At 54.8% G+C, this 24,381-nt stretch carries 26 protein-coding genes, 1 tRNA gene and 1 other RNA gene; 11 read left to right on the top strand and 17 right to left on the bottom strand.

Features of this window, described 5'->3' with window-relative positions:
* Position 1: 1 nt before the first annotated feature.
* The 3 genes from FVB43_RS21650 (at position 2) to FVB43_RS21640 (ending at position 735) form a co-directional block, all read left to right on the top strand.
* A tRNA-Lys gene (locus FVB43_RS21650) sits at positions 2–77 on the top strand.
* 31 nt (positions 78–108) lie between these two features.
* Positions 109–233, top strand: a non-coding RNA gene (locus tag FVB43_RS21645) — RtT sRNA.
* A gap of 157 nt (positions 234–390) precedes the next feature.
* Complete coding sequence (locus tag FVB43_RS21640) at positions 391–735, top strand: FlxA-like family protein (protein ID WP_133845962.1); 345 nt, start codon at positions 391–393, stop codon at positions 733–735.
* Here FVB43_RS21640 and FVB43_RS21635 read toward each other — a convergent pair.
* Positions 732–1,652: a LysR family transcriptional regulator gene (locus FVB43_RS21635; protein WP_133845961.1), complete on the bottom strand. Its 921-nt coding sequence runs from the start codon at positions 1,650–1,652 to the stop codon at positions 732–734. The two genes, FVB43_RS21640 and FVB43_RS21635, sit on opposite strands and share 4 nt — an antisense overlap.
* Before the next feature lie 94 nt (positions 1,653–1,746).
* Here FVB43_RS21635 and FVB43_RS21630 point away from each other — a divergent pair, with 94 nt between their 5' ends.
* Positions 1,747–2,769 (top strand): bile acid:sodium symporter family protein, encoded by a 1,023-nt coding sequence (locus FVB43_RS21630; RefSeq protein ID WP_133845960.1) that lies wholly within the window; start codon positions 1,747–1,749, stop codon positions 2,767–2,769.
* Positions 2,770–2,775: 6 nt separating this feature from the next.
* On the opposite strand, the gene FVB43_RS21625 is transcribed toward FVB43_RS21630, so the two are convergent.
* From FVB43_RS21625 to zipA, 3 genes are all read right to left on the bottom strand, one after another.
* A complete protein-coding gene (locus FVB43_RS21625; protein WP_133845959.1) occupies positions 2,776–3,003 on the bottom strand; it encodes a DUF3820 family protein in 228 nt (75 codons plus the stop codon).
* Between the two features lies 1 nt (position 3,004).
* Complete coding sequence (gene ligA / locus FVB43_RS21620; RefSeq protein WP_167864740.1) at positions 3,005–5,017, bottom strand: NAD-dependent DNA ligase LigA; 2,013 nt, start codon at positions 5,015–5,017, stop codon at positions 3,005–3,007.
* A gap of 71 nt (positions 5,018–5,088) precedes the next feature.
* Positions 5,089–6,030, bottom strand: coding sequence for a cell division protein ZipA (gene zipA, locus FVB43_RS21615; RefSeq protein WP_133845957.1), 942 nt, complete (start codon positions 6,028–6,030; stop codon positions 5,089–5,091).
* Between the two features lie 220 nt (positions 6,031–6,250).
* Here zipA and cysZ point away from each other — a divergent pair, with 220 nt between their 5' ends.
* Both cysZ and cysK read left to right on the top strand, forming a co-directional pair.
* The gene (gene cysZ, locus FVB43_RS21610) at positions 6,251–7,012 is read left to right on the top strand and encodes a sulfate transporter CysZ (RefSeq protein WP_133845956.1); all 762 of its coding nucleotides are present in this window, start codon (positions 6,251–6,253) and stop codon (positions 7,010–7,012) included.
* Positions 7,013–7,206: 194 nt separating this feature from the next.
* Entirely contained in the window at positions 7,207–8,178 is a 972-nt protein-coding gene (cysK, locus tag FVB43_RS21605; RefSeq protein WP_133845955.1) for a cysteine synthase A, read from the top strand.
* On the opposite strand, the gene FVB43_RS21600 is transcribed toward cysK, so the two are convergent.
* Positions 8,153–8,434: a hypothetical protein gene (locus FVB43_RS21600; protein WP_159336158.1), complete on the bottom strand. Its 282-nt coding sequence runs from the start codon at positions 8,432–8,434 to the stop codon at positions 8,153–8,155. The genes cysK and FVB43_RS21600 overlap by 26 nt on opposite strands.
* A 137-nt stretch (positions 8,435–8,571) precedes the next feature.
* Here FVB43_RS21600 and ptsH point away from each other — a divergent pair, with 137 nt between their 5' ends.
* The 3 genes from ptsH to crr all read left to right on the top strand — a co-directional run bounded on the left by ptsH (position 8,572) and on the right by crr (position 11,320).
* Entirely contained in the window at positions 8,572–8,829 is a 258-nt protein-coding gene (ptsH, locus tag FVB43_RS21595) for a phosphocarrier protein Hpr (protein WP_034916267.1), read from the top strand.
* A gap of 216 nt (positions 8,830–9,045) precedes the next feature.
* On the top strand, positions 9,046–10,773 hold the full coding sequence (gene ptsI, locus FVB43_RS21590; protein ID WP_133845954.1) for a phosphoenolpyruvate-protein phosphotransferase PtsI: 1,728 nt from the start codon (positions 9,046–9,048) through the stop codon (positions 10,771–10,773).
* 43 nt (positions 10,774–10,816) lie between these two features.
* Complete coding sequence (crr, locus tag FVB43_RS21585; RefSeq protein ID WP_133845953.1) at positions 10,817–11,320, top strand: PTS glucose transporter subunit IIA; 504 nt, start codon at positions 10,817–10,819, stop codon at positions 11,318–11,320.
* A gap of 59 nt (positions 11,321–11,379) precedes the next feature.
* On the opposite strand, the gene FVB43_RS21580 is transcribed toward crr, so the two are convergent.
* From FVB43_RS21580 to FVB43_RS21525, 12 genes are all read right to left on the bottom strand, one after another.
* Positions 11,380–12,075: a GntR family transcriptional regulator gene (locus FVB43_RS21580; RefSeq protein WP_133845952.1), complete on the bottom strand. Its 696-nt coding sequence runs from the start codon at positions 12,073–12,075 to the stop codon at positions 11,380–11,382.
* Between the two features lie 43 nt (positions 12,076–12,118).
* The gene (locus FVB43_RS21575; RefSeq protein ID WP_133845951.1) at positions 12,119–13,471 is read right to left on the bottom strand and encodes an ATP-binding protein; all 1,353 of its coding nucleotides are present in this window, start codon (positions 13,469–13,471) and stop codon (positions 12,119–12,121) included.
* Positions 13,468–14,148, bottom strand: a complete 681-nt coding sequence (locus tag FVB43_RS21570) for a response regulator transcription factor (RefSeq protein WP_133845950.1) — start codon at positions 14,146–14,148, stop codon at positions 13,468–13,470. The genes FVB43_RS21575 and FVB43_RS21570 overlap by 4 nt, the downstream gene beginning before the upstream one ends.
* Before the next feature lie 165 nt (positions 14,149–14,313).
* Entirely contained in the window at positions 14,314–15,192 is an 879-nt protein-coding gene (gene cysM, locus FVB43_RS21565; RefSeq protein ID WP_133845949.1) for a cysteine synthase CysM, read from the bottom strand.
* A gap of 81 nt (positions 15,193–15,273) precedes the next feature.
* Positions 15,274–16,362: a sulfate/thiosulfate ABC transporter ATP-binding protein CysA gene (cysA, locus tag FVB43_RS21560; RefSeq protein ID WP_133845948.1), complete on the bottom strand. Its 1,089-nt coding sequence runs from the start codon at positions 16,360–16,362 to the stop codon at positions 15,274–15,276.
* Positions 16,352–17,227 (bottom strand): sulfate/thiosulfate ABC transporter permease CysW, encoded by an 876-nt coding sequence (gene cysW / locus FVB43_RS21555; RefSeq protein ID WP_133845947.1) that lies wholly within the window; start codon positions 17,225–17,227, stop codon positions 16,352–16,354. The genes cysA and cysW overlap by 11 nt, the downstream gene beginning before the upstream one ends.
* Positions 17,227–18,060: a sulfate/thiosulfate ABC transporter permease CysT gene (cysT, locus tag FVB43_RS21550; protein WP_133845946.1), complete on the bottom strand. Its 834-nt coding sequence runs from the start codon at positions 18,058–18,060 to the stop codon at positions 17,227–17,229. Before cysT ends, cysW begins: the two co-directional genes overlap by 1 nt.
* Before the next feature lie 3 nt (positions 18,061–18,063).
* Complete coding sequence (locus FVB43_RS21545) at positions 18,064–19,077, bottom strand: sulfate ABC transporter substrate-binding protein (RefSeq protein ID WP_133845945.1); 1,014 nt, start codon at positions 19,075–19,077, stop codon at positions 18,064–18,066.
* A 223-nt stretch (positions 19,078–19,300) separates the two neighbouring features.
* Positions 19,301–20,197: a Dyp-type peroxidase gene (locus tag FVB43_RS21540; protein ID WP_167864739.1), complete on the bottom strand. Its 897-nt coding sequence runs from the start codon at positions 20,195–20,197 to the stop codon at positions 19,301–19,303.
* 115 nt (positions 20,198–20,312) lie between these two features.
* Positions 20,313–20,933, bottom strand: coding sequence for an RpoE-regulated lipoprotein (locus FVB43_RS21535; RefSeq protein ID WP_167864738.1), 621 nt, complete (start codon positions 20,931–20,933; stop codon positions 20,313–20,315).
* 69 nt (positions 20,934–21,002) lie between these two features.
* Positions 21,003–21,482 carry a DUF2919 domain-containing protein gene (locus tag FVB43_RS21530; protein ID WP_159336153.1) on the bottom strand — a complete coding sequence of 160 codons (480 nt, stop codon included), beginning with the start codon at positions 21,480–21,482 and terminating at the stop codon, positions 21,003–21,005.
* A 101-nt stretch (positions 21,483–21,583) separates the two neighbouring features.
* On the bottom strand, positions 21,584–22,009 hold the full coding sequence (locus FVB43_RS21525) for a GNAT family acetyltransferase (protein WP_133845941.1): 426 nt from the start codon (positions 22,007–22,009) through the stop codon (positions 21,584–21,586).
* Positions 22,010–22,216: 207 nt separating this feature from the next.
* Here FVB43_RS21525 and amiA point away from each other — a divergent pair, with 207 nt between their 5' ends.
* Positions 22,217–23,122, top strand: a complete 906-nt coding sequence (amiA, locus tag FVB43_RS21520) for an N-acetylmuramoyl-L-alanine amidase AmiA (RefSeq protein WP_167864737.1) — start codon at positions 22,217–22,219, stop codon at positions 23,120–23,122.
* 38 nt (positions 23,123–23,160) lie between these two features.
* Positions 23,161–24,069 (top strand): oxygen-dependent coproporphyrinogen oxidase, encoded by a 909-nt coding sequence (hemF, locus tag FVB43_RS21515; RefSeq protein WP_133845939.1) that lies wholly within the window; start codon positions 23,161–23,163, stop codon positions 24,067–24,069.
* Positions 24,070–24,381: the final 312 nt, after the last annotated feature.

The following is a 24,381-nucleotide window of genomic DNA, read 5'->3' as shown; positions in this document are numbered from 1 at the left end:
CGGGTCGTTAGCTCAGTTGGTAGAGCAGTTGACTTTTAATCAATTGGTCGCAGGTTCGAATCCTGCACGACCCACCAATGTAAGAAGGCGCCCTAAAGGCGCCTTTTTGCTGTCTGCGATTCGTGTGGGATGAGAACCTGCAGCAGGTTCGAGTCGAACGCAGTGAGACAGCGTTGCCAAAGGCAACGACCCGGAGGGCGAGGCAAAGCCGAGTCATCCTGCACGACCCACCAATGTAAGAAGGCGCCCTAAAGGCGCCTTTTTGCTGTCTGCGATTTACTCTTCTGGTTTTCCTTTCACATTCTTATCACTCCTTTTACGCTTTATTGCCTCAAGTCTACAGTGCTTCGGTCCGATAACCCGTATTGGTTAATTACAAAGGAGACAGAGATGACAACCATCAATACCAGTTCCAGCGTATCCAGCGGTGCCAGCAGTGGCAGTGCCGTTTCACAGACTGCCAGCATCGCCAAGCAGATTACTAAGCTGCAAGAACAGCTGAAAAGCCTGAGCGGCGATACCACCCTGACAGACGATCAAAAAGCTGAACAGCAGCAGATGATCGAAAACCAGATTGCCATGCTGGAAGCACAGTTAGCGCAAATCCAGCAGCAGCAGGCAGAAAAAGCAGCCGAAAAGCAGGAAGCCAATAAAGCAGCGGACAGCGGTAGCAGCAAAATTGCTGACGGTGTTAACCGCCCGACTGAAAATAATAAGCTGAATGTCTATATCTAAAATGGCGATGCGCTAGCACGCTGTTGCGTCAGCAGCTCTGCCTGCTGACGCACTTCCTGCCATATGGCTTCTGCGGCGGGCGTCAGCGAGCGGTTTTTACGCCTGACCAGCATAATGGTGCGGTTGATCTCTGGCACAATCCGGCGGACCAGCAGCGGCCTGCCCTGCGGCAATGGCAGCGCGAGCGCCGGTAGAATGCTGATGCCGATCCCGGCTTCTACCATCGGATACAGCGTGGCCGGATGGCCGATCTCCTGGGCAATCTCAGCCTGCACCTGCTGCACACGCAGCGCTTCATCAATCAGCACGCGACTGCCAGACGCATAGTCCTGCAATACCAGCGTGCGCTGATTGAGCATATGCCAGTGGATTGTCTCCTGCTGTGCCAGCGGATCGTCCTGCCTGCACAGTAGCAGAAACGGCTCATCCAGAATCGCTTCGCACTCAAGGTCATCCGCCTGTAGCGGCCCGACCACAATGCCAAAATCCACTTCCGCATTGCGGATGCTTTGCAGCACCCATTGTTGCGGGCGATCGCGCAACATCACTTTGATTTCCGGGTAATGCAGCTGCCCCGCCGCCAGACACTGCGGCATCAGATGCGCAGAAATGGTCTGACTGGCGGCCACACGCACCGTACCGCTGCGCTGTTGCCCATAGCTGCGCACATCCAGCAGCGTGGTATTCAGCTCCTCCAGCAGCCGCTCAAGGCGGCTGGCGAGCTGCTCTCCGGCTTCCGTCAGCAGAACCTCCCGCGTTGTGCGATCAAGCAGACGGATACCCATTTCACTTTCCAGCTCTTTAATACTGTGGCTCACCGCCGACTGGCTAAGGCCAATCAGCTGGCCCGCCTGGCTGAAACTCCCCTGCTGGGCAACGGCAACGAACACCCGCAGCTGGCGTAATGTGTAATTCATCGATTTGGCTCATATATGAATTCAATAAATCAATTTTATTTCTAAACCCTGCCAGCGCACAATAGCCGCATGATTTTTTAACCAGGCATTAACAATGGGTATTTTTCGTATCGATCCACTGATGTTGAAACTGATTATCACCGTGCTGCTGGCGTCATTTCTGCCTGCGCGCGGTCATTTTGTCGATTTTTTTGAATGGCTGACAACGGCAGCCATCGCCCTGCTGTTCTTTATGCATGGCGCCAAGCTGTCGCGGGAGAAAATTATTGCGGGCGGCGGCCACTGGCGCCTGCATCTGTGGGTGATGTTCAGCACCTTTGTGCTGTTCCCGGCACTGGGCATGCTGTTTGTCTGGTGGCATCCGTTGAATCTCAGCACAGAGATTTATACCGGGTTCCTTTACCTGTCTATTTTGCCTGCCACGGTGCAGTCATCCATCGCCCTGACCTCACTGGCGGGCGGTAACGTAGCCGCTGCGGTGTGTAGCGCCTCGGCATCGAGCCTGCTTGGGGTCTTTATTTCACCCTTGCTGGTCAGCCTGTTGATGAATGTCCACAGTGATGCCGTGGGCGGCAGCCTGGAGCAGATTGGTAAAATCATGCTGCAACTGCTGGTACCGTTTGTTGTCGGGCATCTTTCCCGTCGCTGGATTGCTGACTGGGTGGAAAGAAATCGTGGTCTGATTGGCAAAACCGATCAGGCTTCAATCCTGTTGGTGGTTTACTCGGCCTTCAGTGAAGCGGTAGTGAACGGCATCTGGCACCGTGTCGGCGTGATGACGCTGGTGTGGATTGTGGTGGGTAGCCTGGGTCTGTTGTTCGTGGTGCTGGCGATTAACCTGGCGGCCGCGCGACTGTTTGGCTTTAACCGTGCGGATGAGATTACCATTCTGTTCTGCGGGTCGAAAAAGAGCCTGGCAAACGGCGTACCAATGGCCAATATTCTGTTCCCGTCGGCCGCCGTAGGGATTATCGTGCTGCCGCTGATGATCTTCCATCAGGTGCAGTTAATGGTGTGTTCAATGCTGGCCCAGCGCTACAAAAAAGCAGGCGAAAAACTGGCTGCGCAGCATAAGGCGAGCCGTTCGAAACCCGCGGTGATGGAGTCGCAGAAATAAGTGAGATTACGGGGCCTGGTGGCCCCGTTTTAGCGGTTTCACCAGACCTTCCAGCCCTTCTATTTTGATGGCCAGCGTGATCTGCATCAGCTCCCCCAGGTGGCCCTGAGGAAACTCATCTTTGCGGGCAAACCACAGCAAATACTCTTCCGGCAGGTCAATCAACGCCCGGCCTTTGTATTTGCCAAACGGCATTTCGGTATTGGCGATCTCAATCAGGTGCTGTTTTTCCATGTCATTCACCCAGTAAACGTATCATTTCCGCTTCGTCGATCACCGGAATACCCAGTTCCTGCGCTTTAGCCAGCTTGGAGCCTGCGGCCTCTCCGGCGATCACCAGATCCGTTTTCTTCGACACGCTGCCACTCACTTTCGCACCGAGCGCCGCCAGGCGGTCTTTGGCTTCATCACGCGACAGAACGGTCAGTGAACCGGTCAGTACCACGGTTTTCCCGGCAAACGGGCTATCGATCTCTTCCGCTTTCACGACCACAACGTCAGGCCAGCTTATACCGGCTTTCTCCACCAGCAGGCGGATCACTTCACGGTTACTCTCTTCATCCAGGAAGTTCCGCACGTGGCTGGCCACCACTTTGCCGACATCCGGCACGGCAATCAATGCCTCCAGATCCGCCGCCATCAGCGCCTCCAGCGTACCAAAATGCGCTGCCAGGTTAGCCGCCGTCGCCTCACCGACTTCACTGATGCCCAGGGCATACAGGAAGCGGGCAAAGGTGGTCTGCTTCGCTTTCGCCAGCGCATCTACCACATTCTGTGCCGATTTCGGCCCCATACGATCCAGCCCGGTCAGTTTACCCGCCGTCAGATCGAACAGGTCGGCCGGGTTCAGGACGTACTCTTTATCCACCAGTTGGTCGATAATCTTTTCGCCCATTCCGTCGATATCCAGTGCCCGACGCGAGACAAAGTGTTTTAACGCGCCTTTGCGCTGTGCGCCACAGATCAGGCCGCCCGTGCAGCGAGCAACCACCTCGCCCTCCACGCGCTCAACGTCGGAACCACAGACCGGACATTGGCCAGGAAACACTACGTCACGGGCATCTTCCGCGTGATCGACCACGCTGACCACTTTCGGGATCACATCACCCGCGCGGCGGATCACCACGCGATCGCCGATCTTCAGCCCCAGCCGTTCAATCTCGTCAGCGTTGTGCAACGTGGCATTGCTGACGATAACCCCGGCCACCAGCACCGGCTCCAGTCGGGCTACCGGGGTAATCGCCCCGGTACGCCCCACCTGGAACTCAACGTCACGCACGACCGTCATCTGCTCCTGAGCGGGGAATTTAAAGGCGATCGCCCAGCGAGGTGCGCGGGCAACAAAGCCCAGCTGTTCCTGGCGATCCAGCGAATCCACTTTGATCACCACGCCATCAATATCAAAACCCAGCGTTGGGCGAGCGGTTTCTACTTCACGGTAAAAGGTCAGCACTTCATCGGCGTTATGGCACAGGCGCACGCGGTCGCTGACCGGTAAACCCCAGGCTTTAAACTGTTGCAGGCGCCCCCAATGGCTGCGCGGCATCTCGCCCCCTTCCAGCAGCCCGAGGCCGTAACAGAAGAACGTCAGCGGGCGTTTGGCGGTAATACGCGGGTCAAGCTGACGCAAAGAGCCCGCAGCAGCGTTACGCGGGTTAGCAAAGACCTTACTCCCGGTACGGCGCGCTTCGTCGTTCATTTTTTCAAAACCGGCCAGCGGCATAAACACTTCACCGCGCACTTCCATGCGCGCCGGAATATTGTCACCGCTGAGACGCAACGGGATGGCGCGAATGGTGCGCACGTTAGCCGTGATATTTTCACCCGTGGTGCCATCGCCACGCGTTGCTGCACGCACCAGCTCACCGTTTTCATACAGCAGGCTGACCGCCAGCCCATCCAGTTTCAGCTCACAGCAGAAGGTGATGTCATCGCTGTTTTTCAGACGATCTTTCACACGCTTATCGAATGCCAGGTAGCTCTCTTCATCGAAAGCATTATCCAGCGACAACATCGGCACTTCGTGGCGCACCTGTTCAAAAGCCGCCAGCGGTGCAGCGCCAACACGCTGGGTGGGTGAATCAGCGGTTATCAGCTCCGGATGAGCCGTTTCCAGCTCACGCAGTTCACCCATCAGGCGATCGTACTCCGCATCCGGCACTTCCGGTGCATCCAGTACGTGATACTGATGTTCATGGTGGCGAAGCAGGGTTCGCAAATGGTTGATTTTGTTTTGTACGGATTCCATAGCGGCACCATCAGAGATAAAAAACCCCCGGAGACCGGGGGTTCAGGAAGAGATTGCGGATAAAGATAAAATTAGTTGCTGTTAGCGTCAATCACATCGCGAATGCGTGCTTTATACGTTTCCAGCTTTTGCGGTGTCATCATGCGGCGTTCATCATCCAGTACAACACCACCGACATCGTCGGCGATACGCTGGGCAGATTGCAGCATCAGCTTAAAGTTTTGATGCGCATCGCCGTAGGACGGCACCATCATAAAGATCGACACGCCCGGCGTGGTGAAATCAGACATGTTGTCTGGATTAAACGACCCCGGTTTTACCATATTCGCCAGACTGAACAGGACCGGGCCGCTGCCCGCCGGGTTCAGATGACGATGGAAGATATTCATTTCACCAAACTGGAAACCGGCTTGCAGTACACCCTGTAACAGGGCTTCACCGTTGATGCTGCCACCCGCGTGGGCAGAAACATGCAGCACCAGCACCGTCTCTTTCCGACGTGCTTCTTCGCGCTTCGCTTCGGCAATCTCTGCGGCTGATGGCGGCACGGCCTCGGGTTCAGGCTGAGGTTGCACTGGAACAGCAGGCGCGACCTGACGGATCGGCTCAGGCTGACGCAGAGGTTCAGCGACTTCCCGTTCGGGTTCAGGGGCATGCTGCAGCGCACCACCGAACAGCGGATCGGATTCAGGTTGTTCATCCACCACCGGCTGATGACGAACCGGTTCAGGCTGCGGGCGAGGTTTGGGTTGACGCGGCGGCTCATCCCCGGCATTAAAGCCACTCAGGGAAGGCTCCGATGGCTCAGGCTGGCTGCGTTGTACACGCACTTCGCCCACGCTCTCATCTTCGTCCTCGAACGCTTCTTCTCTATCCTGCTTTAAACGTTTGTGTGGGCGATCACGAAAAACGGATGAGCGCTCTTTACGGCTGGTCCACAGGCCGTGAAGGAGAAGCGCTATTATGGCGATCGCGCCAACAACGATTAATATCAGACGCAAATCCTGCATCATTGTATTCTCTGTTGTTCCAATACCTTGCCACCGCGGCAAACTTTATCCTCTAACTGTATTTGCCCAGGTACACAAGTGCAAGTCTGTGCAGTATTTTCTGACAAATATCCCAGTCTGAGGCCGCTTTTTTGCTGATTTTTCGCTCAAAGTCCCTCTGTAAAGGGAAAAAAGCTGAGTTATGATAACCTTCGCCTGCCCATTCAAAGGAGAAAAGCAGTACATGTCACCTCACAATTCTGATCCGACACACAGTGGCGTCCACTATTTTGCCCAGGGATGGAAGCTGATCCTTCTCCCGGGTATCCGTCGTTTCGTCATTCTTCCACTGCTGGTCAACATCCTGTTAATGGGGGGCGCTTTCGTCTGGTTGTTTGGCCGTCTCGGCCACTGGATCCCAGAATTGATGGCGATGATCCCCAGTTGGTTGCAGTGGTTAAGCTATTTGCTCTGGCCGCTCATGGTCCTGTCGATTATTTTAGTCTTTAGTTACTTTTTCTCCACCATTGCCAATTGGATTGCCGCGCCTTTCTGCGGCCTGCTTGCCGAACAATTGGAAGGCCGTCTGACCGGCAAGCCGTTGCCCGATAATGGCTGGAGCGGACTGGTGAAAGACCTGCCGCGTATCATGAAGCGCGAATGGCAAAAACTGGCTTATTACCTGCCCCGCGCCCTGGTGCTGTTTTTGCTTTATTTTGTGCCGGTATTCGGTCAGACCGCCGCCCCGGTATTGTGGTTCCTGTTCAGCGCGTGGATGCTGTCTATTCAGTACTGCGATTTTCCCTTCGATAATCACAAAGTGAGCTTCCGCCAGATGCGTTCCGCGCTGCGGCAGAATAAAACGGAGAATATGCAGTTCGGGGCACTGGTGAGTTTATTCACCATGATCCCACTACTGAATCTGGTGATTATGCCGGTAGCGGTCTGTGGGGCCACCGCCATGTGGGTGGATAAATATCGTCCGCATCTGGCGCTGAACCGATAGATCATCACGGGCCGACTGACAGGCGTGGTCGGCCTTGCCCACCGGGGAGGTTTAAGCAAAACAGGCTGCTTATGCCATTTCTGTAGGGCTTATTTCTGCAGAACATATCTATATTCGATTTCATCACTTCACTGGCTAAATGAACAAGGTATGCTCTAAGCGTTCCCAATATTTCATACAGTTAAGGACGGGCTATGAGTAAGATCTATGAAGACAACTCGTTAACAATCGGTCATACGCCGCTGGTTCGACTGAACCGCATCGGTAATGGACGCATTCTGGCAAAAGTAGAGTCGCGTAACCCTAGCTTCAGTGTCAAATGCCGTATCGGTGCCAATATGATTTGGGACGCAGAAAAACGCGGAATTCTGAAGCCAGGCATTGAATTGGTTGAGCCGACCAGTGGTAATACCGGTATTGCCCTGGCGTATGTTGCCGCTGCACGCGGTTACAAACTGACGCTGACCATGCCGGAAACCATGAGCGTTGAGCGCCGTAAACTGCTGAAAGCGCTGGGTGCGAATCTGGTGCTGACCGAAGGCGCGAAAGGCATGAAAGGTGCCATCAGCAAAGCGGAAGAGATTGTCGCGGCCGATCCGGACAAATTTGTTCTGTTACAGCAGTTCAGCAACCCGGCTAACCCTGAAATTCATGAAAAGACCACCGGCCCGGAAATCTGGGAAGACACCGATGGCGAAGTTGACGTGTTTATTGCCGGCGTCGGCACCGGCGGTACGCTGACTGGCGTCAGCCGCTACATTAAAAACACCAAAGGTAAAAAAGAGCTGATTACCGTCGCCGTTGAGCCTGTGGACTCGCCGGTCATTGCTCAGGCCATCGCAGGTGAAGAGATTAAACCAGGCCCCCACAAAATTCAGGGTATCGGTGCCGGTTTCATTCCGGGTAACCTCGATCTGAATCTGGTTGACCGCGTGGTATCCATCTCCAACGAGGAAGCTATTTCGACGGCACGCCTCCTGATGGAAGAGGAAGGCATTCTGGCGGGTATCTCTTCCGGTGCGGCCGTTGCTGCTGCGCTGAAACTGCAGGAAGATGAAGCTTTCGCCAACAAAAATATCGTGGTGATTCTGCCTTCTTCTGGCGAACGCTACCTGTCAACTGCGCTGTTTGCCGATCTCTTTACTGAGAAAGAACTGCAACAGTAGTGCCAGAAAGGCGATATTGTCTGAAAAAGCACCCGATCGGGTGCTTTTTTGTGGAGTGCGTCAAACTTTTACCACCCTGTAGATTGATTTTACCCACCAGTGTCTGGTATTTAAGCTGCCAATTATTTCGATCCGTAAAATTAATCGCCGCGTGAACTGGATCAAGCTGAATCGATTTACTGGTTTGGCGCACAAAGCGAAATAGCGGCATAATGGTAAATGGATAAGTACTGGGAAACACCACGTTCTTTCTCACTCTTCACTCCACCTTACCAGCGCATTTTTTGGCCAGTCTTTGTACCATGCCAGCGCGACTCACTACAGGCTAAAGTTCAGCCACCAGGCTAGACTTTAGATCAACAACACCAAACCAAATTAAGTTGGGGAAACATAATGTTCCAGCAAGAAGTTACCATCACCGCACCAAACGGCCTGCACACTCGTCCAGCAGCTCAGTTCGTTAAAGAAGCTAAAGCTTTCGCTTCAGAAATCACCGTGACCTCTAACGGTAAATCTGCCAGCGCGAAAAGCCTGTTCAAGTTACAGACTCTGGGTCTGACTCAGGGCACCGTGGTTACCCTGTCAGCTGAAGGCGAAGATGAGCAGAAAGCCGTTGAGCACCTGGTTAAACTGATGGCAGAACTGGAGTAATCCGTTCGCTTTCAGCTTCGATAGCGAAGTGTTTCCAGACAGAGTTATGCAATATTGATCGCGAACAGTACGTTCGCGATATTGTTTCCGTAAAGTTACCCAAAACTGACGAAACGGATTGTGTACTCCATCTGGCTCGCTGAGTGGATTAACCGATGTGCAGTCATCCGCGGTTCTCCGCCTCAGATGATTATCAGAGAAAGAAAAGGTAGGGTTATGATTTCAGGCATTTTAGCATCACCGGGTATCGCTTTCGGCAAGGCGCTTCTGCTGAAAGAAGATGAGATTATCATCAACCGGAAAAAGATTTCTGCCGACCAGGTCGACCAGGAAATTCAACGTTTTCTTGATGGTCGTAAAAAAGCTGCCGTGCAGCTGGAAGCGATCAAAATCAAAGCCGGGGAAACCTTCGGTGAAGAGAAAGAAGCGATCTTCGAAGGGCACATCATGCTGCTCGAAGATGAAGAACTTGAGCAAGAAATCATCGCCCTGATTAAAGACGAGCACGCCACTGCGGATGCTGCTGCCTTTTCTGTGATTGAAGGCCAGGCGAAAGCGCTGGAAGAGCTCGATGACGAGTATCTGAAAGAGCGTGCTGCCGACGTTCGTGACATCGGTAAACGCCTGCTGCAAAACATTCTTGGCCTGCATATCGTTGACCTCAGCGCCATCAATGAAGAAGTGCTGCTGATCGCGAAAGATCTGACCCCGTCAGAAACCGCACAGCTCAACCTGAACAAAGTGCTGGGCTTTATCACCGATATCGGTGGCCGCACGTCACACACCTCGATCATGGCGCGTTCTCTGGAACTTCCCGCTATCGTCGGCACCGGTAATGTGACCAGCCAGGTTAAAAATGACGATTTCCTGATCCTCGATGGCGTCAATAATCAGGTGTACGTTAACCCGACATCTGAAAAAATCGAAGAGCTGAAAGCCGTAGCACATCAGTATCTCAGCGAGAAAACTGAGCTGGCGAAACTGAAAGATCTGCCGGCAATTACGCTTGATGGCCATCAGGTAGAAGTGTGCGCTAACATCGGTACTGTGCGTGATGTCGCGGGTGCTGAACGTAATGGCGCAGAAGGTGTTGGCCTGTACCGCACCGAATTCCTGTTTATGGACCGTGAATCACTGCCAACGGAAGACGAACAGTTCCAGGCGTATAAAGCCGTTGCTGAAGCCGTCGGTGCTCAGGCTGTGATTGTACGTACCATGGACATCGGTGGTGATAAAGACCTGCCGTACATGAACCTGCCGAAAGAAGACAATCCCTTCCTCGGCTGGCGTGCGATTCGCATCGCGATGGACCGTCCTGAAATTCTGCATGCTCAGCTGCGCGCTATCCTGCGTGCCTCTGCGTTTGGCAAACTGCGTATCATGTTCCCCATGATCATCGCCGTTGAGGAAGTTCGCTTCCTGAAAGCTGAACTGGAAACCCTGAAAGCTCAGCTGCGCGAAGAAGGCAAAGCCTTCGACGAAAGTATTGAAGTGGGTATTATGGTGGAAACACCTGCTTCAGCCGTCATTGCTCATCATCTGGCAAAAGAAGTCGATTTCTTCAGTATTGGGACAAACGACCTGACGCAGTATACTCTGGCAGTGGATCGTGGTAACGACCTGATCTCCCATCTCTACAACCCAATGTCTCCTTCTGTTCTGACGCTGATTAAGCAGGTTATTGATGCTTCTCATGCCGAAGGTAAATGGACTGGCATGTGTGGTGAGCTGGCAGGCGACGAACGTGCTACACTACTGTTATTGGGAATGGGGCTGGACGAATTCAGCATGAGTGCCATTTCTATTCCACGCATTAAGAAAATTATTCGTAATACGAATTTTGAAGATGCGAAGGCATTGGCAGAGCAGGCTCTGGCTCAACCTACAGCGGACGAGTTGATGAACCTGGTCAACAAGTTCATTGAAGAAAAAACACTCTGCTGAGACCTGGACACGCTGGCCCAATATTACTGCTTAGGAGAAGAACATGGGTTTGTTTTCAAAACTTTTTGGCGATAAGTCTGATTCCGCATCAGGTGCCATCGAGATCGTAGCACCTCTGTCGGGTGAAATCGTCAATATCGAAGACGTTCCAGACGTGGTGTTTGCGGAGAAGATTGTTGGCGACGGTATCGCTATCAAACCTACTGGCAATAAAATGGTTGCGCCGGTCGATGGCACCATCGGTAAAATCTTCGAAACCAATCATGCTTTTTCCATCGAATCAGACAACGGCATCGAGCTGTTTGTCCACTTCGGAATTGATACGGTTGAACTGAAAGGCGAAGGCTTCAAACGCATCGCTGAAGAAGGTCAGAAAGTTAAAAAAGGCGACGTGGTGATCGAGTTTGATCTGGCGCTGCTGGAAGAAAAAGCAAAATCAACGCTGACCCCAGTGGTGATCTCGAATATGGATGAGATCAAAGAGCTGGTTAAGCTGACGGGTAACGTTGTCGTGGGTGAAACCCCGGTTATCCGCATCAGGAAGTAACAGCGGTCATCGTCGATAAGCCCCCTGATTTCGGTCCGGGGGCTTTTTTTATGGGGAAATTACCAACTGCTCAGCAACGCATCTCGCAGGTTGAGAGACGGTATTGGAACATCGTCCAGCTCCAGTTGCTGCTCAATATGGTGAAGATGTTCATCCATAATGATCTGCGCTCGCTCCACCTCCCCTGCCCGCAGAGCAGTAATCACCCCGCGGTGTTCCCGGCACTGGCAATCCGGTGTGTCATTACGCTGATATAACGCGACAATCAGCGAGCTACGCACCATCAGAGTAGAGAGCATCTCACTCAATACCTGATTATCACTGATTTTCGCCAGCAGCAAATGAAACTGGCTCAGCTCACGGATAATATCGCGGCGGTCTTCACGGGCAGCAGCCTCTTCCCCCGCCTGTAAATGAGCTTCTATCTCATCATAATGCAGTGCCATTTTCCCGATGCTGATCCCGGCCAGTACGGCATGTTCAATCGCCCGGCGGGCGATAAACACTTCCCGCGCCTCACGAGCTTCGGGCTGTGCGACCTTCGCTCCGCGATTCGGGGCAATCGTGACGATATGCTGCAACGCCAGCCTCTGTAAGGCCGCCTGCACGTGATTGCGATTGGCTGACAGCACGTCAACGATTTGTGCTTCTACCAGCCGCATACCGGGCTTTAATCGATGCTGTGCGATAGCCATCGACAGAGAATCGACGATGCGCTGTACTTCCTGCTGTCTGGCGCTGGCCACACCGCTCATGTCTTACCTCAACGAAATAAAAAAATGGTGCTGATAGCCGTGGCTAAACCACCCAATGCGGCAAACGAATAGTGAGTTCCAGTCCGCCATCACGGGCGTTCACCGCACTAACTTCCCCTTGATGGGCAGTCACCACTTTACGCACAATTGACAGCCCAAGCCCATAGCCTTTACCTGATAAGGGTGAATTGACACGTACAAAGGGGTCAAAAATACTCGAAAGCTTGTCAGCCTCCACACCGGGTCCATGATCGCGGACGCTAATCACCAGCCAGTCATGTTCCTTGTGCAGGCTAATGATCACCTGCTGGCCGTGCAGGGAAAAACGCAGCGCGTTGCGCACCACATTTTCGACGGCCGAGCGGATCAGGTTCGCATCCCCCTTGACCGTATAATCCTGCTGCTCATCCGCATTCAACAGAATCTCGACGCCGGGGATCTGCGCTTCATAGCGCGCATCGTTGGTGACGGCGTTCAGTAACCCCAGTAAATCAAAATACTGCTCATCGGGCAGGCTCTGATGTTCTGCACGCGACAACGTCAGCAGTTCACCAATCATTTTATCCAGACGACGCGCCTCTTCATCAATACGATCGAGCGAGGCATTAACACTTTCCGGCGTCTGCCTTGCCAGCCCGGTTGCCAGCTGCAAGCGTGCCAGTGGCGAACGTAGTTCGTGAGAGACATCGTGCAGCAGCTCTTCACGCGCTTTGACCAGCACCGACAGGCGCTCAACCATCGCATCGAAGTCCTGTGCCACAACCGAAAACTCATCGTGGCGACGGCGCATCTGTGGGAACAGACGGACCGAAAGATCGCCTTTCGAGACGCGGCCAAATCCCGCACGCAGCTGGCGCATCGGGCGCGTCAGATTCCATGCCAGGAACAGGCTGAACAGCAACCCGCAGATGCCGCCGACAATAAATAGCGGCTCCGGCATATTGAGAATACTGTGCGGACGTCTGCCCATGGTACTGTCAGCACGCAGGCCTGCCACATCATACCTTAGCTGATACTGGCGGCCGTCAGCCCCGGTGACCCATTCCGTCACCTCTTTCGGGAATTCGCCAGGGGCAAGATCGCGGTTTAACTCATCGCGCGGCATCACCTGCTGTGGCGGTTTATCCATCAGCCGCACGGAGAAAAAACGCCGATCGTTAGGCGGCCAGTCAACCATCATGTCGTTCAACGCTTCCAGCCCGCCGCGTTGCAGCACCGACACCGCAGAGGTCATCTGCAAATTGACGATACGCTTAGTGGCCATGTTTTCCGGGGGTTCATGATGTTTGCCATACAGACTAAAACCCAGCCACAGCAGCTGGGTAATCGCAATATAGGTCAGCCAGAAGCCCAGCAGGATTTTCCAGAACAGAAAACCACGGAACCCGGATTTCATCGGATACGGTAACCGATGCTGCGCACCGTCTCGATGTTGATGGTGTCTTGCGTCAGTGCCGCCAGCTTCTGACGGATATTGCTGATATGCACATCCACGCTGCGGTCATAGGCTTCACGCGGACGTCCCAGCCCTTTTTCCGACAGCTCGTCCTTTGAGACCACGCGATCGGGGGAGCGCAGCAGGAGATCCAACAAGTTGAACTCTGAGGCGGTCAGGTCGAACGGCTTTTTCTGCCACTCGCTGATACGCGTTGCCGGGTTAAGCGTCAACTCACCCCAGCCAATCACCTCTTTGTTTTCCAGCACCACGGGCTGCTCTTCTACGCGACGCAGCACCGCACGCAGACGCGCCACCAGCTCACGCGGGTAGCACGGTTTCGGCATATAGTCATCCGCACCCATCTCCAGGCCAATCACCCGGTCGATGTTGTCGCCCTTGGCAGTCAGCATAATCACCGGCAGGCGGCCATTCTGACGCACCTGGCGCAGCACATCGATACCGCTCATATCAGGCAGCATAATATCGAGGATCATGGCGCTGTAGTCGCCGGAGAGCGCGCCTTCCACACCTGCTTTCCCCGTTAACACCAGTGAAGCATCAAAGCCTTCGGCAATCAGGTACTGACTGAGCATGGTGCCCAGTTCAAGGTCGTCATCAACCAGTAAAATTTTCATACGGGATCTCTCAATGATACAGCCGCTATTTTCGCCTGTTATCGACGGCTTCGCAGCCGCTTTTACCCAATCCTTACAGTCTAATCAAAGGTGGGGGAAGTGTCAGGAAGGATTTGATGCGCGCAGCGGCAGAAGGTTCGGCCGCTGCGAAGAAATAATGGCAGGTCAGTAAACGCCGGTGGAGAGATAGCGATCGCCGCGATCGCAGACGATCGCCACAATCACGCTACCAGGATGGACGTGGGCAAGACGTATTGCACCGGCAACGGCTCCGCCGGAACTGACACCACAGAATATCCCTTCACGCTTTGCCAGCAGGCGCATCGTCTCTTCGGCTTCCTGCTGCGACATATCCAGAACCTGATCCACCAGCTCCGGACGGAAAATTCCCGGCAGATACGCGGCAGGCCAGCGGCGAATGCCCGGAATGCTGCTGCCTTCCGAAGGTTGCAGGCCGACGATCTGTACGCTCTGGCTCTGCTCTTTCAGATAACGCCCCACGCCGGTAATGGTGCCGGTGGTGCCCATGCTGGACACAAAGTGAGTTAAGCGCCCCGCCGTCTGCTGCCAGATCTCCGGCCCGGTGGTGAGATAATGCCCGAGGGGGTTATCCGGATTGTTAAACTGGTCCAGCACCTTGCCTTCACCGCGTGCCGCCATGGCATCCGCCAGATCACGCGCGCCTTCCATCCCCTGTTCGCGGCTCACCAGAATTAATTCCGCCCCGTAAGCACGCATTGCCGCCTGGCGTTCAACGCTCATATTGTCCGGCATCAGCAGTTTTAAACGGTAACCTTTCATCGCGGCGATCATCGCCAGCGCAATCCCGGTATTGCCACTGGTGGCTTCAATCAGCACATCACCGGGGTGAATTTCACCGCGCAGCTCCGCGTGGTGAATCATCGAGAATGCGGCGCGATCTTTTACCGAACCGGCGGGATTATTCCCCTCCAGCTTGAGCCAGATTTCACTGCCGTTCATGGGCGTCAGGCGCTGCAGTTGAATCAGCGGCGTATTACCGATGGTATTTTCGAGTGTGGTCAAGGTCTGTGAGTTCCCGCATGAAATGGCAAAGGGCCGGAAAAACCGACCCTCTGTACTTTAAAATGACATCAGAGAAAAATATCAGGCGCTTTGTGCAAAGGCAACAGGCCGTAACGCGGTGTCACCGTGGTACAGACGTGCGTGTTGCAAGCCAACGAACAGACGTTCACCGCGAACAGGAGCCACCTGGTCACCGTCCATCACCACGGTAATCGGTTCACCGCTCCAGTCAGCAGGCACCACGACCAGCTGCCAGAAGTGTCCGCGCGGGCTAACTTCCAGTACCTGGGCCGGCAACGGTGTTTCCAGGCTGCTCTGACGGCTGACGTCGATTTCCCACGGGCGCAGGAACAGTTCTACCGGACCCTGGTGCGCAGGCGCGTAGCCCAGCGGCCAGTGATGTGCGCCAACATGGAACTGAGACCCCTGCACCGCGCCATCGAAGCGGTTTACTTCGCCGAGGAACTCCAGCACAAAGCGGGTGGCCGGATCACGCCAGACATCATCCGGTGTGCCAACCTGCTCAATGTTACCCTGGCTCATCACCACCACGCGATCGGCCACTTCCATGGCTTCTTCCTGATCGTGAGTCACGAACACGCTAGTGAATTTCAGCTCTTCATGCAGCTGACGCAGCCAGCGGCGCAGTTCTTTACGCACCTGAGCGTCCAGCGCACCGAAAGGTTCATCCAACAGCAGGATTTGAGGTTCCACTGCCAGCGCACGCGCCAGGGCGACACGCTGCTTCTGGCCGCCGGAAAGCTGTGCCGGGAAACGGCCAGCAAGATGCCCAAGCTGAACCATCTCCAGTAAGCGAGTGACTTTCTGCTTAATTTCAGCAGCAGAGGGGCGCTCACGACGCGGCAGTACCGTCAGGCCAAACGCGATATTCTCGAACACGGTCATATGACGGAACAGTGCATAGTGCTGGAACACAAAGCCCACCTGACGGTCGCGGGCATGGACCCGGCTGACGTCTTTACCGTGGAAGCTCAGGCGCCCGCTGTTCTGGTTTTCCAGCCCGGCGATAATACGCAGCAGCGTGGTTTTCCCGGAGCCAGAAGGACCCAGCAATGCCACCATTTGACCGGAAGGGATATCCAGTGAAATATCGTTCAGGACTTTCGTCTTGCCGAAGTATTTATTAATGCTACCGATTTCAATGCTCATGCTTCCCCTCCAGTTCCAGACGCTTGCTCTGGCTTTCTAACCGCCACTGCACCGCGCTTTTTAAAAACAACGTTACTATCGCCATCAGGGTCAGCAGCGCGGCGGCGGTAAAGGCCCCGACGGTGTTGTAATCCTGATGCAGTAATTCAACCTGTAATGGCAGCGTATAGGTCTCGCCGCGAATCGAGCCGGAGACCACCGACACGGCACCAAACTCACCGATGGCGCGGGCGTTGGTCAGCACCACGCCGTACAGCAGCGCCCAGCGAATATTCGGTAAGGTCACGCGCCAGAACATCTTCCAGCCCGATGCACCCAGTAATACCGCGGCTTCATCTTCATGACTGCCCTGGCTCAACATCACCGGCACCAGCTCACGCACCACAAACGGACAGGTAACGAAAATGGTCACCATCGCCATCCCCTGCCAGGAGAACATCAGTTGGATATTATGCGCATCCAGCCAGCCGCCCGCCGAACCATTGACGCCCCAGAACAGCAGGTACATCAGCCCCGCCACCACCGGTGATACGGCAAACGGAATATCAAACAATGTCAGCAACAGCTGGCGGCCCGGGAAGGTAAAGCGCGTTACCAGCCAGGCCAGCAGCGTGCCAAACACCAGATTCACCGGGACGGTAATCAGCGCAATCAGCACCGTCAGCCAGATGGAGTGCAGCATGTCGGAATCACTAAGGTTGTCCAGAGAGGCCATCAGGCCCTCTGACAACGCGGCGGTAAAAATCGCCACCAGCGGGATCACCAACAGCATCAGCGAGATCAGCATGCCGAGGCCAATCAGAACCCATTTCCCCCACTGAATACGTGCGCGTCCCACGCCCTTAAAATCGGTAACGTCAGCCATTAGTGACCTCCAATACGACGGCCAAAGCGGCTCTGTAAGGTGTTAATCGCAAACAGTAACAGGAGAGAAGCGGCCAGAATCACCGAGGCGATGGCGCTGGCGGCCGGATAGTCAAACTCCTGCAAGCGCACAAAGATCATCAGCGAGGTCACTTCGGTTTTCCACGCAATGTTCCCGGCGATAAAAATCACCGCGCCAAATTCGCCCAGGCTGCGGGTGAATGACAGTGCCGTACCGGCCAGCAGCGCCGGGCCCACTTCCGGCAGCACCACACGGCGAAAACTTTGCCACGGCGTCGCGCCGAGTGTTTCCGCCGCCTCTTCATATTCCGGCCCCAGCTCTTCCAGAACAGGCTGAACGGTACGCACCACAAACGGGATGCTGGTAAAAGCCATCGCCACGGCGATGCCGAGCCAGGTATAAGACACTTTGATACCAAACTGCGCCAGCCACTCGCCGTACCAGCCATTGACGGAGAACAGCCCGGCCAGCGTCAGCCCCGCGACCGCCGTCGGTAGGGCAAACGGCAGGTCCATCAGGCCATCCAGCAGCGCACGCCCGGGAAAACGGTAACGGGTCAGGATCCACGCCATCAGCATGCCAAAGACCGCGTTAAAAATAGAGGCAACCCCGGCGGCCAGCAGCGTCACTTCATAGGCTGCCATAACCTGCGGGTTGGTAATCACCTCCCAATACTGCGCCAGCGTCATCTGCGACAACTGCATCAGCAGCGCACTGATCGGCAGCAGCAGAATCAGACAGGTGAAAAAAAGGCTACTGCCCAGGCTGATACCAAACCCAGGCAGAACGCGTTTACTGCTTGCTGAAAACATTGACTACCGCCCCGCCGCTAACAACTTATCCAGTTCGCCACCACTGACGAAATGGGTTTTCATCACCTGATCCCAGCTGCCAAAATCATCGGCCACGCGGAATAAATCCGTCTGTGGGAAACGATCTTTTTGTTGCGCCATCAACTGGGGATTATTCACACGATAATAAAACTGCGTGATAATTTGCTGGGCAGCCGGGGTATACAGATAGTTTAGATAGGCTTTGGCTGCCGCTTCTGTGTGGTTATGTTCGACATTTTTATCAACCCACGCGACCGGGAACTCAGCCAGAATATTGGTTTTCGGCACGATGACTTCATAGCCATCTTTGGCGTACTGATTGCGGATGGTGTTCACCTCCGATTCGAAACTGATCAGCACATCGCCCAGACCGCGCTCCACAAAGGTAGTGGTGGCACCACGCCCGCCGGTATCAAACACTTCGACGTTTTTCAGGAACTGCGTCATTAACGCTTCCGTCTTCGCTTTATCTTTACCGTCGGTACGATCAAAAGCACCCCATGCAGCCAGATAGGTATAGCGGGCGTTGCCGGAGGTTTTGGGATTCGGGAAAATCAGTTTTACATCGTTACGCACCAGGTCGTTCCAGTCGCGGATATGCTTCGGGTTACCCTTGCGGACCAGAAACGCCATGGTGGAATAGAACGGCGAGCTGGCATTCGGTAAACGCTGCTGCCAGTCGGCGGGGATCAGTTTGCCTTTGTCGTGCAGGATCTGCACATCGGTGACCTGATTGTAGGTCACCACATCGGCTTTCAGGCCCTGCAAAATCGCCAGCGCCTGCTTGGAGGAACCCGCATGAGATTGTTTGATGGTCAGCGTGTCGCCAGGATGCTGCTGCGCCCACTGTTTTTCAAACGGTGCGTTCAGGGCGCTGAACAGCTCACGCGAGACATCATAAGAGCTGTTGAGCAGCTCGGTTGCCTGTGCGCCCGTACTCAGCAATAACGCCAGCGCGGAGGCTGTTACGTATTTTTTTACCGTTGGTAACGTCATTATGCACCCTGTGAGATTCACCGGTCGACTGACCTGAAGTGCGTTCAGTTTATTTATAACCAGGGTAAAAGCTGTAACGGTTTTATATACCGTTTAGTGCTTTGCAAGCAGAAAACGCTATAAGCGTGTGGAATTGATTATGCAGCGAGTGGGAATGAAAACGACGTTGGTGGATAAACGTAGGGGCGGGTCATGACCCGCCCTGTCCTGGCATGCCTGGACCCTACAATGCTGCCAACTGCTCAAGAGACGGCGCATAGAAATAGCTGCCACTGACCGGTTTGGTGAAACGTAGCATCGCATCGAACTTGCCATCGGTTTCACCAAACATGCTTAACAGCTGCTGCTCAATGTTATACAGCGTAGCGCAGTAGGCCAGGAAGAACAGGCCATGGGTCCCGCTGGCCGTGCCGTAAGGCAGGCTTTGACGTAAGATTTTCAGTCCTTTGCCGTTTTCTTTCAGGTCCACACGCGCCACATGAGACGTGGCCGGGCGCGCATCGCCCTCCAGCTCTTCGTTACTCTCTTTGGTGCGACCCATAATCTGCTCCTGCTTATTCACCGCCAGGCGATTAAACATCGGCAAATTATGCTGCCAGCGCTGGCTGAAGACGTAGCTCCCGCCCGCATTGTCCCCCTGGTGAATAATCGCTACCGCTTCGCGCTGTTCACCCTGTGGGTTTTCGGTACCGTCGACAAACCCGCTGAGATCGCGATCTTCCGTCCAGCGGAACCCGTGTGTTTCTTCAGCGATGCGAATAGCACTGCCAAATGCTGCCAGTGCGGCTTGTGCCAGACTGAAATTCACATCGTGACGCAGGGACTGAATATGGATCAACATATCGCGCTGGGTGGCCGGTGCCATACCTTTCCCCAGCGGCTGGAAGTCTTTGAGTTCGGCGCTGCTGTTACCCGCGCAGAGGTCGCTCCACAGACCGTTGCCAAAGGCGATGACTGCCCCCAGCCCGGCATCGGGATAGCGTTGTTGCAACTGGGATAGCTGCTGAAGAAATTGCTGGCTGCCACGGCGAACAGCGTCAACATCGCCTTCCACCATGGCTTCAAGATAAATAGCAAAACGGCGATGCTCTAATAAGATGCCGCTCTGAAAATGGGACATGTTGCTCTCCTGGCTCTCAGGTTAATTCTGGTCAGTTTTTCAGAATATGATAACCCAAGTGCATGCCAGGAGAGTGTTCAAACGCAATATTTATGGGGTCTTTATGCTAACCGCATTAGCGGCGCCAGATAATTTTGCTTAAGGTCCAGTTTTTCAGCGTATCGTCAGAAGGCATCAGGCCTTCCGGGCCATGCCAGTCGCCGCTGAAAACATAGCTGATATGCTGGCTGCCAGGGGCTTTACACTCGACGCTGGCACTGTCCGCGCCGCTGGCTTTCTGGCAGGCACCATAGGCTTTGCTGTAGAGATCGCTAAATGCCGTGCCAAACTTCACACCGCTTTCGGTTGTCACGTCGTGGTCCATGATATCGATGCGGTTGATCGTGGTATCACCGACCAGCTCCACTTTCACCTGCTTATCGCTGTCGACGCCCTGCCAGAAGTGGACGATATTCCCATCGGTAGTACGCATCCCCTGGCGCAGGTGATAGTTGCCGTTCAGGGCATCATTCAGCACCTCACGCTGCATCAGCGTGCTGCTGTTCACCTCACCCAGCCCGTGTTCGGTCACCATTAACGATGAACCGAACCAGTGCATCGGTGACAGGCTGGACCACGACCAGGAGACGGGATTCCACCAGGTGGACGAAGACGCGCTATCGGGCTGAGAAGATGAGCCTGCACAGCCCGCCAGTATCAGGGCAGCCAGCAGTATCGCCGGGCGAAAAGTTTTCATTGCAACTCCAGTATTCATTGTCAGGGGCTTCCGTACTGCTTGGAGTGTGAATTGACCTAAAAGTTTAACTCAGTGATTTTCAGCCGGATCAAAGCAGTCACGTAACCGCCGATATCCCAGCAGTGCCAGAATGGCGAGGCCATCCAGCAGCGTGACCATCAGCACCAGAGAGGATGCGGCTTCATCGTTCTGCCACAGCGCCACCAGCTGAACAGCGAGCGTTAAAACCAGCGTCAGCACCAGCACCCAACGCCATGCCTGCCACAGGCGCGGCAGACGCTGGCGATAACCGGTCAGCAGCAGCCCGAGGGCGGCAGGAACACCTGATGCCAGCCCCAGCCAGAAGACGTGGTTATCCGGATAAAACAGCTCAAGCAGGCTCTCGCCCTGCTGGCGTGACGCACCGGCCGCCACAAACAGCACCCATGTGCGTGCCTGCAACAATAAAATCGCCCAGAAAGAGAGGGGCAGATGGAGCTGGCCTTTGGTGTCGTAATCGTCAGGTAAATATTTCAAAATAGTGAATACCCAAAATAATTCGAGGTGCATTGAGGCGGCAAGAGAATGAGTCCCGATGAGCTTACACAGGTAAGTGATTCGGGTGAGTGAACGCAGCCAACAAAAATGCAGCTTGAAGTATGACGGGTATATCAATACTCGCGATCTTCAATCAGACGTTTGCCCAACAGCAGGCTGTCCACCGTTTCGTAATCCAGCTTTTCATAAAACCCGGTCACGGCATCGTTCTCTTCACGGACCATCACATGGATTTTCGGGCAGCCACGGGCAATCAGCTTTTTCTCCAGGCGATTAATCAGCGCGTTGGCAAAGCCGCGTCCCTGATAATCAGGATGAACGCCAAGATAATAAGCAGAGCCGCGATGCCCGTCGTAGCCGCCCATTAGCGTGCCGACAATTTCACCGCCCACCACCGCGACCATAAACAGATCCGGGTCGTGGTTCAGCTTACGCTCAATATCCATCTCAGGATCATTCCAGGGACGTAACAGATCGCAACGCTCCCAGAGGGTAATTACTTCTTCAAAATCATCTTGCCGGAATGCGCGGATTTCCATGAGATTTGGCCTGTGGTTAAGCATAATTTGCTGATTATCACGTATTCTTCTGTCGGTGCAAGTGTGTTGGTCCGACACAAGTAAAAAAAAGCCCCACCGGCGAACTCAGTGTTTGAAATACATAGCAAAAGCCTGAAATAGTTCCCTTCTCGCCGCGACCTCATTGTTACGATATAACAATAAGCACTTTTTGCCCCAGGATGTACCATGAAAAAGATAAACCTGTTGACGCCGCTCACCACCCGCCGCCAGTTGCTGCTCTCCGGCCTGGCATTGGCTCTGCTGGCCCGCCGCCCCGTTCGTGCTGCACAGGAAGAGGCTACTCTGCGCGTCAGTCCACGCCCGCACAACGTGGTCAGTCCACGCCCGCACAACGTGGTCAGCTCACCGCCCCCTGCACGCCCGGCCAACAGCAAACGCATTGTGATGATTGATCCGGGCCACGGCGGCATCGATTCTGGTGCGGTGGGGCATGAAGGTTCTGAAGAGAAGCATGTGGTACTGGAGATTGCCCAGCATATCCGCCATCTGCTGAGTGAACATCCTCATATCGAAGTGCGCCTGACGCGCGAAAGCGACCACTTTATTCCACTCGGTGAGCGGGTTGAAATCGCCCATCAGCACGGTGCCGATCTGTTTATGTCCGTCCACGCCGACGGTTTCACCAGCCCATCCGCAAATGGCGCGTCGGTCTTCGCCCTGTCGAATCGCGGTGCCAGCAGCACCATGGCACGCTATCTTTCTCAGCGGGAGAATGCGGCTGATGACGTCGGCGGCGTGAAAGCAGCGGATAAAGATCACTACCTCCAGCAGGTGCTGTTTGATCTGGTGCAGACGGATACCATCAAGAACAGCCTGATCCTCGGCAAACATGTCCTCGGGCAAATACGCCCGGTCCATCACCTGCACAGCCAGCATACCGAGCAGGCGGCGTTTGCCGTGCTCAAGTCGCCGTCTATTCCATCCGTGCTGGTCGAAACCTCCTTTATCACCAACCCTGACGAGGAGAAATTACTGGGCACCACCGCATTTCGTCAGAAAATTGCCGGGGCCATCGCTAACGGCATCGTCAGCTTTTTTGACGAGTATGAGGCGACCAGGCGCACAGGCTGACGTATAATCCACGCGTCTTTTTTTGCACAGGATTTGTTATGAACACTCCGGATATTGCCCAGGTAAAACAGTTTTTGCTCAACCTTCAGGATGAAATTTGTCGCAAGCTGGCACAGGCAGATGGCGAAGCCCGGTTTGCCGAAGACAGCTGGCAGCGTCCCGGAGGCGGTGGCGGGCGCAGCCGCGTTCTGCGTCAGGGCCGGGTGTTCGAACAGGCGGGCGTCAACTTCTCCCATGTCCACGGTGATGCGATGCCCGCCTCTGCCACCGCGCACCGTCCTGAACTGGCCGGACGCAGCTTCGAGGCGCTGGGCGTGTCACTGGTGATCCACCCGGAGAATCCCTATGTGCCGACCAGTCATGCCAACGTGCGTTTCTTTATCGCCGAAAAACCGGGTGCCGATCCGGTCTGGTGGTTTGGCGGTGGCTTCGATATGACGCCCTTCTACGGCTTCGAGGACGATGCCGTGCACTGGCATCAGACCGCTGCCGACCTGTGTCAGCCGTTTGGTGATGAGGTCTACCCGCGCTATAAAAAGTGGTGCGATGACTACTTCCACCTGAAGCACCGTAACGAGCAGCGCGGTATTGGCGGGCTGTTCTTTGACGATCTGAACACCCCGGATTTCGATCAGAGCTTCCGCTTTATGCAGGCGGTGGGTAACGGCTTTACCGATGCCTATTTGCCGATTGTTGAACGCCGTAAAACGCTGCCGTGGGGCGAGCGCGAGCGCGATTTCCAACTCTACCGCCGTGGGCGCTACGTGGAGTTTAATCTGGTGTGGGATCGCGGCACGCTGTTTGGCCTGCAAACCGGCGGGCGCACGGAATCGATTCTGATGTCGATGCCGCCGCTGGTGCGCTGGGAATATGATTATCAGCCGGAAGCAGGCAGCCCGGAGGCGGCGTTGTACAGTGATTTTCTGCCGGTTAAGGCGTGGATTTGATTTTTTTCATGCTGTTGCAGGGGTAAGGTCAACGTCTTAAGGCCAAGGTCAACGTCAACGTCTTAAGGTCAAGGGCGTTTCGCTTTCCCGCTGCGCGGGCGAAGCGACAAGGGGCGGCCAGTCGCCGCCGCCCCTTGACCCCGGGCTTGCGGCAGGCGCCGCGCCCGCTTTCAGCGGGTACCTTCGCAAGCGTTGCTCACCGACGGACCACTCGTGACGGCACTTCCCTGTGCCGGCCCGAGCTTTCACCGCCGTCCTGGCGGTTCATCCTGGTTCACATCACTTACTCAGCGCAGCTTAATTGCCGCCTTA

Origin of the sequence: Erwinia rhapontici (genome assembly GCF_012271765.1) — a bacterium.
Taxonomy (GTDB): Bacteria; Pseudomonadota; Gammaproteobacteria; order Enterobacterales; family Enterobacteriaceae; genus Erwinia; species Erwinia rhapontici.
This window is presented reverse-complemented; position numbering and strand designations above follow the sequence as displayed.

Excerpts from the sequence above, each read along its gene's own strand:
- FVB43_RS21545 (WP_133845945.1), bottom strand. The coding sequence starts at position 19,077 with ATGACGTTACCAACGGTAAAAAAATACGTAACAGCCTCCGCGCTGGCG.
- FVB43_RS21630 (WP_133845960.1), top strand. The coding sequence starts at position 1,747 with ATGGGTATTTTTCGTATCGATCCACTGATGTTGAAACTGATTATCACC.
- cysT (WP_133845946.1), bottom strand. The coding sequence starts at position 18,060 with ATGTTTTCAGCAAGCAGTAAACGCGTTCTGCCTGGGTTTGGTATCAGC.
- FVB43_RS21640 (WP_133845962.1), top strand. The coding sequence starts at position 391 with ATGACAACCATCAATACCAGTTCCAGCGTATCCAGCGGTGCCAGCAGT.
- FVB43_RS21540 (WP_167864739.1), bottom strand. The coding sequence starts at position 20,197 with ATGTCCCATTTTCAGAGCGGCATCTTATTAGAGCATCGCCGTTTTGCT.
- FVB43_RS21525 (WP_133845941.1), bottom strand. The coding sequence starts at position 22,009 with ATGGAAATCCGCGCATTCCGGCAAGATGATTTTGAAGAAGTAATTACC.
- zipA (WP_133845957.1), bottom strand. The coding sequence starts at position 6,030 with ATGATGCAGGATTTGCGTCTGATATTAATCGTTGTTGGCGCGATCGCC.
- cysW (WP_133845947.1), bottom strand. The coding sequence starts at position 17,227 with ATGGCTGACGTTACCGATTTTAAGGGCGTGGGACGCGCACGTATTCAG.
- FVB43_RS21570 (WP_133845950.1), bottom strand. The coding sequence starts at position 14,148 with ATGAAAATTTTACTGGTTGATGACGACCTTGAACTGGGCACCATGCTC.
- FVB43_RS21580 (WP_133845952.1), bottom strand. The coding sequence starts at position 12,075 with ATGAGCGGTGTGGCCAGCGCCAGACAGCAGGAAGTACAGCGCATCGTC.
- FVB43_RS21575 (WP_133845951.1), bottom strand. The coding sequence starts at position 13,471 with ATGAAATCCGGGTTCCGTGGTTTTCTGTTCTGGAAAATCCTGCTGGGC.
- ptsI (WP_133845954.1), top strand. The coding sequence starts at position 9,046 with ATGATTTCAGGCATTTTAGCATCACCGGGTATCGCTTTCGGCAAGGCG.
- amiA (WP_167864737.1), top strand. The coding sequence starts at position 22,217 with ATGAAAAAGATAAACCTGTTGACGCCGCTCACCACCCGCCGCCAGTTG.
- hemF (WP_133845939.1), top strand. The coding sequence starts at position 23,161 with ATGAACACTCCGGATATTGCCCAGGTAAAACAGTTTTTGCTCAACCTT.
- ligA (WP_167864740.1), bottom strand. The coding sequence starts at position 5,017 with ATGGAATCCGTACAAAACAAAATCAACCATTTGCGAACCCTGCTTCGC.
- FVB43_RS21625 (WP_133845959.1), bottom strand. The coding sequence starts at position 3,003 with ATGGAAAAACAGCACCTGATTGAGATCGCCAATACCGAAATGCCGTTT.
- cysA (WP_133845948.1), bottom strand. The coding sequence starts at position 16,362 with ATGAGCATTGAAATCGGTAGCATTAATAAATACTTCGGCAAGACGAAA.
- crr (WP_133845953.1), top strand. The coding sequence starts at position 10,817 with ATGGGTTTGTTTTCAAAACTTTTTGGCGATAAGTCTGATTCCGCATCA.
- FVB43_RS21530 (WP_159336153.1), bottom strand. The coding sequence starts at position 21,482 with ATGCACCTCGAATTATTTTGGGTATTCACTATTTTGAAATATTTACCT.
- cysZ (WP_133845956.1), top strand. The coding sequence starts at position 6,251 with ATGTCACCTCACAATTCTGATCCGACACACAGTGGCGTCCACTATTTT.
- cysK (WP_133845955.1), top strand. The coding sequence starts at position 7,207 with ATGAGTAAGATCTATGAAGACAACTCGTTAACAATCGGTCATACGCCG.
- FVB43_RS21635 (WP_133845961.1), bottom strand. The coding sequence starts at position 1,652 with ATGAATTACACATTACGCCAGCTGCGGGTGTTCGTTGCCGTTGCCCAG.
- ptsH (WP_034916267.1), top strand. The coding sequence starts at position 8,572 with ATGTTCCAGCAAGAAGTTACCATCACCGCACCAAACGGCCTGCACACT.
- FVB43_RS21535 (WP_167864738.1), bottom strand. The coding sequence starts at position 20,933 with ATGAAAACTTTTCGCCCGGCGATACTGCTGGCTGCCCTGATACTGGCG.